Origin of the sequence: Chitinophaga niabensis, assembly GCF_039545795.1 — a bacterium.
Classification (GTDB): Bacteria; Bacteroidota; Bacteroidia; order Chitinophagales; family Chitinophagaceae; genus Chitinophaga; species Chitinophaga niabensis_B.
The window spans coordinates 2085168-2096959 of record NZ_CP154260.1; the positions used below are offsets into that span (position 1 = coordinate 2085168).

10 protein-coding genes are annotated in these 11792 nt (G+C 45.8%); 9 read left to right on the forward strand and 1 reads right to left on the reverse strand.

Going from position 1 to position 11792, the window contains the following annotated elements; all coding sequences use genetic code 11:
* Window positions 1-3: 3 nt before the first annotated feature.
* The gene (locus tag AAHN97_RS08305; RefSeq protein ID WP_074238078.1) at window positions 4-459 is read left to right on the forward strand and encodes a YhcH/YjgK/YiaL family protein; all 456 of its coding nucleotides are present in this window, start codon (window positions 4-6) and stop codon (window positions 457-459) included.
* Here AAHN97_RS08305 and AAHN97_RS08310 read toward each other — a convergent pair.
* Window positions 456-1085 (reverse strand): helix-turn-helix transcriptional regulator, encoded by a 630-nt coding sequence (locus tag AAHN97_RS08310; RefSeq protein WP_343307107.1) that lies wholly within the window; start codon window positions 1083-1085, stop codon window positions 456-458. The genes AAHN97_RS08305 and AAHN97_RS08310 overlap by 4 nt on opposite strands.
* A gap of 72 nt (window positions 1086-1157) precedes the next feature.
* Between AAHN97_RS08310 and AAHN97_RS08315 the strand changes: the two genes are divergently transcribed.
* From AAHN97_RS08315 to AAHN97_RS08350, 8 genes are all read left to right on the forward strand, one after another.
* Window positions 1158-1769 (forward strand): superoxide dismutase, encoded by a 612-nt coding sequence (locus AAHN97_RS08315; RefSeq protein ID WP_343307108.1) that lies wholly within the window; start codon window positions 1158-1160, stop codon window positions 1767-1769.
* A gap of 26 nt (window positions 1770-1795) precedes the next feature.
* Window positions 1796-2449, forward strand: a complete 654-nt coding sequence (locus AAHN97_RS08320) for a hypothetical protein (protein WP_343307109.1) — start codon at window positions 1796-1798, stop codon at window positions 2447-2449.
* A 20-nt stretch (window positions 2450-2469) separates the two neighbouring features.
* The gene (locus AAHN97_RS08325; RefSeq protein WP_343307110.1) at window positions 2470-3069 is read left to right on the forward strand and encodes an RNA polymerase sigma factor; all 600 of its coding nucleotides are present in this window, start codon (window positions 2470-2472) and stop codon (window positions 3067-3069) included.
* A 63-nt stretch (window positions 3070-3132) separates the two neighbouring features.
* Window positions 3133-4284: a FecR family protein gene (locus AAHN97_RS08330; protein WP_343307111.1), complete on the forward strand. Its 1152-nt coding sequence runs from the start codon at window positions 3133-3135 to the stop codon at window positions 4282-4284.
* A gap of 221 nt (window positions 4285-4505) precedes the next feature.
* Complete coding sequence (locus tag AAHN97_RS08335; protein ID WP_343307112.1) at window positions 4506-7694, forward strand: TonB-dependent receptor; 3189 nt, start codon at window positions 4506-4508, stop codon at window positions 7692-7694.
* Window positions 7695-7705: 11 nt separating this feature from the next.
* Window positions 7706-9094 (forward strand): RagB/SusD family nutrient uptake outer membrane protein, encoded by a 1389-nt coding sequence (locus AAHN97_RS08340; RefSeq protein ID WP_343307114.1) that lies wholly within the window; start codon window positions 7706-7708, stop codon window positions 9092-9094.
* The gene (locus AAHN97_RS08345; RefSeq protein ID WP_343307115.1) at window positions 9094-10881 is read left to right on the forward strand and encodes a TlpA disulfide reductase family protein; all 1788 of its coding nucleotides are present in this window, start codon (window positions 9094-9096) and stop codon (window positions 10879-10881) included. Before AAHN97_RS08340 ends, AAHN97_RS08345 begins: the two co-directional genes overlap by 1 nt.
* Before the next feature lie 174 nt (window positions 10882-11055).
* A complete protein-coding gene (locus AAHN97_RS08350; RefSeq protein ID WP_343307116.1) occupies window positions 11056-11754 on the forward strand; it encodes a FadR/GntR family transcriptional regulator in 699 nt (232 codons plus the stop codon).
* Window positions 11755-11792 lie beyond the last annotated feature (38 nt).

The window sequence follows — 11792 nt, forward strand, 5'->3', positions numbered from 1 at the left end:
ATCATGATACTAGATACGTTAGAAAACGCTCATCGCTACTATGGTTTGGGTGAGAAGTTCATCAAAGCCTTTGAATACCTGGCCCAGACAGATTTTACCACGTTAGCAAAAGGGAAATACGAAATTGACGGGAAGAACATCTTCGCGATTGTCAACGAATATGAAACCATAGACCCTTCCGGGGAGAAAATGGAATCCCACAGGAAATACATTGATGTGCAGTACATTGTAAGCGGAGCGGAACTGATAGGGCACGACTTTATGCAGGAGAAACAGCCTTCCAAAGCTTATAGTGAAGAGGATGATTATATGCTGTTTGCGGAAAAACCTTCTTTCTTTTCCCTGCTGGCACAGGATCATTTTGCTATCTTTTTCCCTACAGACCTGCACATGCCTAACCTGCGTGTAGACGTTCCCGGACCTGTGAAGAAAGTAGTGATCAAGATCAGCGTGAACTAAGATCCTGTGATCTTATAGGCACATCTGCGCGCACCGGCCAGGATGTGATCTATCCTTTTAATGCTCACGCCTTTGCCCAGTACTATTTTAAAAGTGTTTAACTCAGACTGGCAGAATCCCTGGCATACGGTGGCTGCTGCACAGATAGGGCAGTGGTTCTCTATGAGCAGGTAGCCATCGTCCTCCTTTTTATACTCGGCCATATAACCTTCCCGGTTGCGGACCTCTGCGAGCTGACGTACCTTACTTTCCAGGTCTGTTAATCCTTTCAGGTCTGCTTTGTATTTAAGGATGCCGTTCTTCTCATTGGCATCTATTACTGTTTGAATAGCTGCCTGGCCCAAAGTATCCCGCATGGTGTTCAGGATCTTCACCGTCAGTTCCGCATGGGTATCAGGGAACTTGGCATGCCCTGCACTCGTCAAACCCCATATCTGCTGCGGGCGGCCCCTTCCTTTAGATTCCGTGGTAGCCAATACCAGTCCTTCGTTGGCGAGTTTCAATAACTGGAAACGCGCGCCCTCTACCGTAATGCCCAGTTCTATAGCAATAGCGGTCAGCGGCTGCGGTCCCCTGGTTTTCAACAACCATATAGCCCGTTCATTTTCTGCCAGATTATTATTCATAATAAACAAAGCAATTATTTGGTTTATTAGACAAAGGTACTACCTTTGTCAGAGAATTTAAAACATATAGATATGACACATCAATTACCGGTGTTGCCCTACCCATACAATGCCCTGGAGCCATACATCGATGCAAAAACAATGGAGGTTCACCACTCCAAACATCACCAGGCATATGTAGATAATCTCAATAAAGCGCTGTCGGGCACAGCATTTGAAAACACGCCCCTGAAGGAGATCCTTTCTTCCATTTCTACCCAGCACCTGGCAGTACGGAACAATGGCGGCGGCCATTATAACCATAGCTTCTTCTGGAACCTGCTGCAACCGGGTGGTGCAAAAGAACCGGGCGCCGCACTGGCAAAAGCGATCGATGAATCATTCGGTTCCCTGGAAGCATTTAAGAAACAATTTGCAGATGCTGCTACCGGCAGGTTTGGCTCCGGCTGGGCATGGCTGGTGCTGACAGATAATAAGAAACTGGAGATCACTTCAACCGCCAACCAGGATAATCCGCTCATGGATATCGCAGCAATAAAAGGTACGCCCATACTGGCACTGGATGTATGGGAACATGCTTATTACCTGCACTATCAGAACAGGCGCGCTGATTATATCGCCGCTTTCTGGAATGTGGTGAATTGGGATATCGCAGATAAAAACTTTCAGCAAAAGGGCTTTTAATAAGCCCTTTTTTATATGTTTAACCCATGAAATTCCCTTGCTTATTCCTTGTTGTACTCTTTGCCTGTAATGCACCAACAACACCTAAAACAGTAATAACACCTGAAACGCCCGGAACAACGGACAGTATTAAACTGGGCAATTTCACCTTTCTCGATTTTGACCAGAACGGAGATGAGTACCTGTTTGTGGTTTGCAAGGCCGGAGATACACTGGGTATGATCTATAATACGGATGAGGCTATCACCTATCAGATGGGAGACAGGATAGGGCTGGTTTGGAAAGATTCCACCTATAGTCCTGCCGGCGATCCATCTTCTTCTGTAAAGGCGCAGTATGTACAGCAGCATACGCTGGTAAAAAAAGGCGCGTTGAGCAGTTTCCTGAAAAGCCATCCCATTACTTTTACCTTTGCCTTTCCGGACGCACTAACCGAGTATGCACATGACATCATTTTCAAAAGGGCTTGTTATTACATGGCCAATACTACCAGCCAACCGCTCAGAAGTATTGTGGACAAACACACGGACAGTGTTGCTATACTGGTGGAAGAAATGAAGGAAGGTTATTTGCTGCGGTTTAAACATCTCACGGATTCCCTGCCGCAGTTATACCTGAATTTTGAGCAGCCCTACCAGTTGTATGAATATGACGGGGTTTCCATCAGGCCTGCCAGCTGATTTTTTTGTAAATTTACCCCTTGGGATCAACAAATAATGAACGAGAATTGATGCAAGGCGTAGCAAGAGGTGATCAGGAGTCCTTCCGGCTGATCTTTCAGCAGCACTATAAGGCATTGTGTTATTTTGCCAGTTCCATTATACTGGACGGGCAGGAGGCAGAAGACCTTGTGCAGGAAACATTTTCCAAACTTTGGAACAAACGGGCCGATTTCACTTCCGCTACAAGCATTAAAGCTTTTCTTTATATCGCTACTAAAAACGCCTGTCTCAACTTCCTCAAACAAAAAGAACGGCAATCTTCCAGGGAAAAAGAGTTCACTTACCTGCTCCGGGAGCCCCTGTCAGACGATTTTGATCCTGTTCTGGCAGAAACAGAGATCATACAGGAGTTGTATTCTGAGATGGAGAACCTGCCCAAACAATGCCAGCGTGTTTTTAAAATGAGTTACCTGCAGGGCATGAAGAATGAGGAGATCGCCAGCACTCTGGGCATTTCCTATAATACCGTACGCACCCAGAAATTACGGGCCCTGAAGCTGATCCGGGCCTCCCTGCTTAAAAAGAACCTGCTCACGGCATTTTACGCTTATATCACCTTCATAAAGCTGCACGCTTAAAAAAACTTTCCCGTTCCTTTCATCGAAAATCAGATCCCGTTGTTTCTATAGTAAAATATCAACTTGGAAACAGACGAAAAAGGGGCTTTGCTGCAAAGGGCCAGTTACCTGATACTACGGCATCTGCGGGATGAAATAACCGCAGCCGAGCAGGAAGAACTGCAGGCCTGGATAGCTGCATCTGCAGAAAACCAACGTTTCTTCGACCAGTTTAAGGATGAACAGCAGTTGCTGCAAAAGCTACAGCAATTGGGCAGTTTTGATACAGATGCTGCCTGGGATGCCTTTACCTCCCGTCATTTTCCACCCGCCAAAGTAAGAACCATCCGCTGGAAATGGGCCGCTGCAGCTGCCGTGGTACTACTGGCAGGTGTTTACTTCTGGAACCAGCAAAAGCCGGCAACAAAAGAAACCGTTGTATCTGAACTGGTGAATGATGTAAAGCCCGGCACCCATAAAGCTATCCTCACACTGGGAGATGGATCCACCGTAACGCTGGATAGTGCAGGGAATAAAGTGATCGGGCAGGGGATCAGGCAAGCCGGTGGCCAATTGGAATATGGGGAACAGGCTGCAATTAGTTTCAATACCCTCCGCACACCTAAAGGCGGACAATTCCAGATCACACTGGCAGACGGAACCAAAATATGGTTGAATGCGGCTTCTTCTTTACGTTATCCCACTGCATTTGTGGGAGGAACGCGTAAAGTGGAAGTAACCGGGGAGGCTTATTTTGAAGTGGCTAAGCATGCAACGAGGCCTTTTATTGTGCAGATCAATGCGCAAACAGCTATAGAAGTACTGGGCACCAGCTTTAACATCAATGCCTATACCAATGAGGCCAGTATTAAAACCACTTTAATTGAGGGAGCCGTAAGATTAACGGTGAATGAACAGTCCCGCACACTTTCTCCCGGCCAGCAGGCACAGGTGAACAGCCAGGGAGACATACAATTGATAGAGAAAGCAGACCTGGATGAGGCGCTGGCCTGGAAACATGAGCTCTTCTATTTCAGGAATGCAGACCTCCAGGCAGTGATGCGGCAGCTGGAAAGATGGTATGATGTAGAAATAAGCTATAGCGGAAAGATTCCTGCGCGCAGGTTCCAGGGAGAGATCCAACGGAACTTAAATTTATCAGATGTACTGGAAGGCCTGAAGAATACGGAGATCAACTTCAGTATCGAAGGCCGGAAGATCATAGTAAAACCATAAACATTAAAAAAAAGGAAACCGGAGGCGCTTGGACCCGCCCCCGGCTATGCCTGGATGAGGAGTATACCAACCTTTCTTGACAAATATTGATCACACCTTCCAAACAATGCAAATCTATGCAATTGAATCATCATGTTAAAGCCCGATCTATACCGGGGCTTTCATCAACCAAATGGCCGTTCAGGAGGTTAATTACTGAACGAAGTAAAACTGTTCTAATCATGCGATTGACTTTACTGCTCATAACAGTCGCCTGCCTTAAGGTTACCGCGGGAACTTACGCACAGTCTGTTTCCGTATCCCTTAAAAAAGCGCCACTGGAAGAAGTTTTCTCTACTGTAAAACAGCAGACGGGTTTCCTGTTCTTTTACGACAGGGACATGCTGAACGGCACCAAACCGGTGACCATACAGGCGAATAATCTTGCCCTGCAGGAATTCCTGGCTGCGGTGTTTAAAGACCAGCCACTGGATTACGCCATCAAGAACAAAACGATCTTCATCAAAAGAAAGCCAACTCCTTCCGCCAATACTGTAGTTGTAGTTCCTGTGCCTGTGAGTGGCATTGTAAAAAGTGCCGATGGGGAAGCCCTCATTGGTGTAAGTATCAGAGTGAAAGGAACTTCCACCGGTACGGTAACGAATACCGAAGGTAAGTTCTCATTGAATGCTGAAGCCGGGCAGATCCTCGTGATCTCCTATGTAGGATTTGAAACGCAGGAAGTCGCTGCTTCTCAATCCCTCAATATCATATTGAAACCTTCTTCCAGCTCTCTGGATGAAACAGTGGTAATAGGTTATGGAACTGCCATCCGCCGTACGAATACAGGTAGTGTATCCAGTGTGAAAGCAAAGGATCTGGCTAATCAGCCGGTGCTGGATCCACTGGCTGCATTGCAGGGTAGGATACCGGGTTTGTCTGTAATGTCCTCCAACGGTTTACCGGGTTCCAGTTTCAAAGTAATGCTGCGTGGGCAGAATTCGATCTCTGGCGGTAATGAACCTTTATATATCATCGATGGAGTGCCTTTCTATTCTGAATCCCTGAACCAGTTCACTTCTGCTAACGGTAATCAAAGCCCGCTGGCAGCGTTGAATATTGCGGATATTGAAAGGATAGATGTGTTGAAAGATGCGGATGCTACTGCTATTTACGGTTCACGTGGTGCAAACGGGGTGATCCTGATCACCACTAAGAAAGGTAAAGCAGGTAAAACACAGTTTAACTTCAATGCGTTCACCGGTGGAAGTAAAGTGACGAACAGGGTAGAGATGCTGAATACTGAACAGTTCTTACAAATGCGCAAAGAAGCATTCGTAAACGATAATAAGGTACCAGATGAATTTACAGCGCCGGATCTCATCACCTGGAACCAGACACAGTATACAGACTGGCAAAAACGCCTGGGCGGAAATACTGCTGAGCAATTGCAGGTGCAAGGCTCTGTTTCCGGAGGAAACGAAAACACCCGTTACCTGTTGAGTGGTACCTACCGTAAAGATGGAACTGTATTGCCGAATGACAATGCTTTCAAACGTGGATCTGTACATATGAATATTGATCACAGCAGTGAGAATAAAAAATTCAATATCACAGCTTCTGTGAATTATTCCAGCACAAAGGATAATTCCCTGGCCAGCGATCTTACTACTTTCTTTGACATGCCACCTAATTATCCCGGTTTCAATGCTGATGGTAGTTATTATTGGTTTGGCACAGAACAGAACCCTGAGGCTTATTTATTAAGAAGATCGGATATTCGCAGCACCAACCTCATTGCTAACAGTGTGATCAGGTATAATATTATAAAAGGATTGGAAGTAAGCCTGAACCTGGGATATAATAAAGGTGATCAGGACCAGAAACAGATCTTTCCAACAAAGGTGTTTAATCCGGCGCTCTCTACAGGCAGTTTTTCCTATTTCGGGAATGGTAGTAGTGAAGGTTATATCATAGAGCCGCAACTCAATTATACAACACAGATAGACAAAGGTAAACTGCAATTGCTGGCAGGAGGCACATTCCAGGAGAAACTCACCCAGGGGCAAAGTATCCTGGCAGAGAATTATTCCAGCGATGCTTTACTGGAAGACATTAAATCGGCTGGCAAACTAACCTCCAGGCCTTCTCGTTACCAGTTCTACCGCTACAATTCTGTATTCGGAAGAGCTACTTATAACTGGGATGAACGTTATGTACTGAATGCAACATTCCGCCGCGATGGTTCTACCCGTTTCGGGCCAGGTAAACGATTTGGTAATTTTGGTTCCATCGGCGCTGCATGGATCTTCAGCAATGAATCCTTTATCCCTGAAGGTGCTGTGCTGAGCTATGGTAAATTGCGCAGCAGTTACGGTACCACCGGTAATGACCTGATAGGTGAATATAAATACCTCGATAGCTGGACTTCCACTGCTTATCCTTATGATAATTTAGCCGGCCTTGGACCTTCACGACTTGCTAATCCTGACTACCGCTGGGAAGAGAACAGGAAAATGGAAGTTGGGCTGGAGTTGGGTTTTATCAAAGACCGCATCCTGCTGACATCTAACTATTATCGCAATATTTCCACTAATCAACTGGTGAATTATCAACTGTCGCCGCAGGTAGGATTTGAATATATAGTAGCCAACTTTCCCGCCAAGGTGTTGAATGCAGGCTGGGAATTTGAATTGAATACCGTGAACGTGGATAAGCGATCTTTCTCCTGGAAATCTTCTTTCAACCTCACATTTAATAAGAATGAGCTGATTGCTTATCCTGATTTCGAATCTTCTGCCTATACATATGATTTCGCGATCGGTAAATCACTGACTATCGTTCACGGGTATCAGTTTACAGGAGTGGATCCTCAAACCGGGAAAGCTACTTTCCTGGATGTAGATAAGAACGGCACCATTGCAGAAAATGATGATTATGTAGTGATGGGTAAAACCATGCCTGATTTTTATGGTGGTCTGCAGAATACTATCATATATAAGGACTTTGAACTGGATTTTCTCTTCCAGTTTGTGAAACAGGAGGGGCACCTGCTTAACTATAGCAGATTGTCCGGTGCCTACGGAGGCTCAAGGAATAAAGACCTCAGTGCACTGGAGCGCTGGCAAGCGGCAGGAGATATTAAGAGCATCCCCAAAGCAGCCCTTACTCCAGCTAATTCATCTTTTGACCTTTACCGCGAATCAACCGCCGTATGGGGAGATGCTTCATTCATCCGCCTGAAGAACATATCGCTGCGTTATGATCTATCCCGGTTCACAAAAGGCTGGAAACTGGATAAAGTAAGTGTATTTGCGCTGGCGCAAAACCTGTTCACCATTACCAGCTATGATGGATTTGATCCTGAAACACAAGGTTATGTAATGCCGCCAATGAAAACAATTACGGCTGGTTTGAATGTTGCATTCTAAAAATTATAACAATGAAAAAACTTCATATACTGCTCATCGGTTTTTCACTCACTTTGTTCTCCTGTTCAAAGTATGTGGAAACACCAACGCCAAAGAACGAACTGGCCTCGAGCCTGGTTTTTACAGATGATAAAACGGCTACGGCTTCCGTTACCGGGTTATACAGCGACATGAACCAGCTGAACTATTATTTCGCAAACGTATTGCTGAGTTATCTCTCTGCCATGCAGGCAGATGATATGTATTATTATACAAACTTTGCCAACTACGATGTATTCCTGATGAACAATCTGCTGCCCAGCAGCCAGTATGTACAAAGCATGTGGAGAGATCAATACAGTTATATCTATCAGACGAATGCGTGCATAGAAGGGCTTTCCGTAGCACAGGGATTAACTCCTGCTGTGAAGGATCAGTTATTGGGTGAGTCTTATTTTATGCGTGCTTTCTTTCACTTCTATCTGGTGAATATGTATGGCGATGTTCCCTTGATCACCAGCACAGATTGGAGAGTGAACAATGTAAAGCCAAGAGAGAAAACTGCCGCGGTATACGCACAGATCATCAGCGATCTTACAGAAGCTAAAAAGCTGATGGGTGCTAATTATCCTACCGGTCAGCGGATCCGCCCGAATAAAGCAGCAGCTACTGCTTTGCTGGCCAGAACTTACCTGTACAACAAACAATGGGCACTGGCTGAAGCAGAAGCAAATGAAGTGATCACTAATGGCCAGTATTCTTTGCTGAAAGATCTGAACACTGTGTTCCTCGCCAACAGCCGGGAAGCTATCTGGCAATTGCAACCGGTGAATGTGGCCGGCGGCCGCAATACCTGGGAAGGTTTTGCGTCAACGCCTGCAACACCTGTAGCTACTGCCTTATTCAGGCTGGATACCATCAACTTCATTCGCAAATTTGAAGCAGGTGATCAACGGCTGGCCAAATGGACAGACTTCCGCAAAACAACTGCAGGTGCTACTTATTACCTGCCCCTGAAATACAAGGTGCGCACCAACCTCGGCGGCGCAGTAACAGAATTTTCCATGGTAATGCGTGTCGCAGAACAATTCCTGATCCGTGCAGAAGCACGCGTGCAGCAGGATAAACTGGAAACCGGCCGTGCAGATCTTGATTCCATCCGTATGCGTGCAGGTTTAACTGCATTGCCCACCAACCTGGATAAGGCAGCACTCATCAGTGCCGTAGAAAAAGAACGTAAGATGGAACTCTTTGTAGAATGGGGACACCGCTGGTTTGATCTGAAACGTACAAACAGATCAACCGCAGTGCTCGGTCCTATCAAAGGCGCTAACTGGCAGGCTACGGATACCATCTATCCCATCCCCAGCGATGCTGTCAGAACGAATGTATTTCTCACGCAGAATGAAGGGTACAAATAATGAAACGATTAATAGCCATCCTGTTCATCTTTATAGGAAAGATCACATTAGCCCAGCAGGCAGTGACGATTTCACCGCAATACCCGCAACGGGGTCAAACTGTGACTGTCACATATGATCCTGCTGCTGCGGGAGCACAAATACCTGCCAGCGCTACAACTGTTACGCTCGTTTTCTCTTATTCCACTTTTTATGATCTACCCTGGCGGATAGACATGGAAAAGAAAGGAGAAGTATGGACAGCTTCTTTCGTGCTGGCTAAATTTGCCGCCTTTGCTACTTTCTACCTGCAAAGTGGCGAGGCTATTCAGAAACCGGGAGCAGATAGTCATTATGAAGTGATGGTGTATGAAAATAAAACGCCTGTACAGAATAGCAACCTGTACAGGGGATACAGCCTCAGCGCACAAATGAGAAAATCTCCTGAGGTGGCCGTAAAACAGGCGGAGCAATATGAAAAAGAGCTAACGCTGTATCCCGCCAACTATGAAGCAAAGCTGCGTTTACTCGTATATAAAATGAGCAAAGCAGACGATAAGGACAAAAAGTGGCTCAGGGAACAGGCGCAGAAAGTGATTGCAGATAAGTTTTATGAAGCGCCCACCGTTATGGGAAACATCAACAAAGTAACGATGGGATATCTGATCATAGGAGAGAACAGCCGCCTCGATTCTATCCGCAAAGTGATCCGGGAGAAATACCCAGACTCAGAAGTAGGCCGCGACCTGGTGACAGACATGATCTCCAAAGAAAAGGACACGGCTAAACAAATCGCCCTGTTTGAAAAGGAGTTAAAGAAGGAAACAAACCAGAACGCTGCTTCCTTTTCAGCCATGCACCGCCGGTTATTTGAATTATACGCAGCTAAGAAGAACAGCAGCAAAGCTTTGTTGCATGCACCTAAATTCTCCAGAAATGATGATAGCCCCTATAAACCGGAAACACTGAAGATGATCGCGCAAACGCTCATGGAGAATAACATTGCGCTGGATTCTGCACGTGCTTATGCACAGCGTTCACTGGCCATGGCAGATAAATTCCCTACCGGCATCATCCGTCATTTTCCGGAAACAGGGTATATCCTGCCTTATGCCAATGATAGCACCCGGAAAGCGGTGTTTGATAGATCTTCCGCCAACCTGCTGTCCATCATAGCACTGATAGACATGAAAGCTGGCCGGTTACCGCAAGCTATACGTAATATGGATAAAGCCTTGCAATTATCATCAGATAAGGAAACACTGGATAACGCCACGGTGTTCTTTCAGCAAACCGGCAATACGGCCAGGCTGGCGGAATTACAGGTGCTCCGGGAAAAACTGCTGCAGGAGAAAATAGCGAAACTCCGCACCAACAGACCTGTTCCCACATTGAATACTTTTGTTGATATGAAAGGAGAGCCCGTTCCTCCGGAAACCTGGAAGAACAAGATCCTGGTCATTGATTTCTGGGCTACATGGTGTATTCCCTGCATGGAAGAAATGCCCTACCTCCAGAAGATCTACGATAAATACAGGAACAACCCGGACATTGCTTTCCTGGTTGTTAACAGCGGCGCACGCAACACGCTGAAAGATGCACAGGGCTGGAGCGGGCATAAGAAGTATTCCTTCCCCGTGTACTATAATACAGATCCCGCTATCGGAGATAAGTTCAAATTCAATATCATCCCTGCCACTTATATTATTAATAAGGAAGGAAATATACAGTTTGCCAACATCGGATTTGAAGGAGCAGAAGTGGAAACGAAACTCAAGCTGCAGATTGAGATGTTACTGAATAACTAGTAGATCACAATGCTGCTCAAAAGCAAGCTGCTGATCATTATAGCTGAGAACCAGCTACAGATCAGAAATATTAATGGTTTTACCTGGCGCCTCAAAAACGCCAGGTAATCTTTTTTAGGGGGAATCGATACACTTTGTATATTTGTAGTACATAATGGACAAAGCTATCTGAGCATGATGAAAGAAGATGATAAAAACGATCTGAGCAAAAACCTCGGGCGCGTAAGGGCCAATACAATGGCTGATTCGGTAGAAGTCAAACTCCGCCAGTATCTCAAGAAGATGTCCTTTAAACCGGGTGATGCCCTCCCCAAGGAAACAGACCTCGCCGAAGCGCTGGGCGTAAGCCGGAATGTAGTCAGAGAGGCCCTGAGCCGTTTACGCATGTTAGGCATGATCGAAACCCGTAAACGCAAAGGCATGGTACTGGCCAGCCCGGATATCCTGCAAGCCTTTGAGCGGGTACTGGACCCCCTCATTATAGACGATACCACCTTAAGAGATGTATTTGAACTGCGCCTGGTCCTGGAAATGGGACTGGCAGACTTATTATATGCCCGCATGACGGAGGATGATATTGATGAACTGGAAGAGATTGCCAACAGTGAGATCAATAAAGACAAGTCCTTCCTCGTAAAGAATGAGATCGCTTTTCATGGTAAACTTTATGAAATGACGGGTAACAGTACCCTCAAGCGTTTCCAGATCATGCTGCTCCCTGTTTTCGCTTATGTGATCACCCTTGTTGATAAACCCACCAGTGGTAAGATAGACCACAGGGGATTGGTGAATATCTTAAAGAACGGCACTAAAGAAGATTTTAAGAAAGCGATGTACGAACATCTGAAGCCTCACTTTGATCGTATAAAATAACCCCAAGAAGATTTTAAGAAAGCGATGTACGAACATCT

Coding starts and splice junctions, on each gene's coding strand:
- AAHN97_RS08305 (WP_074238078.1), top strand. CDS start 4: ATGATACTAGATACGTTAGAAAACGCTCATCGCTACTATGGTTTGGGT.
- AAHN97_RS08310 (WP_343307107.1), bottom strand. CDS start 1,085: ATGAATAATAATCTGGCAGAAAATGAACGGGCTATATGGTTGTTGAAA.
- AAHN97_RS08315 (WP_343307108.1), top strand. CDS start 1,158: ATGACACATCAATTACCGGTGTTGCCCTACCCATACAATGCCCTGGAG.
- AAHN97_RS08320 (WP_343307109.1), top strand. CDS start 1,796: ATGAAATTCCCTTGCTTATTCCTTGTTGTACTCTTTGCCTGTAATGCA.
- AAHN97_RS08335 (WP_343307112.1), top strand. CDS start 4,506: ATGCGATTGACTTTACTGCTCATAACAGTCGCCTGCCTTAAGGTTACC.
- AAHN97_RS08340 (WP_343307114.1), top strand. CDS start 7,706: ATGAAAAAACTTCATATACTGCTCATCGGTTTTTCACTCACTTTGTTC.
- AAHN97_RS08345 (WP_343307115.1), top strand. CDS start 9,094: ATGAAACGATTAATAGCCATCCTGTTCATCTTTATAGGAAAGATCACA.
- AAHN97_RS08350 (WP_343307116.1), top strand. CDS start 11,056: ATGATGAAAGAAGATGATAAAAACGATCTGAGCAAAAACCTCGGGCGC.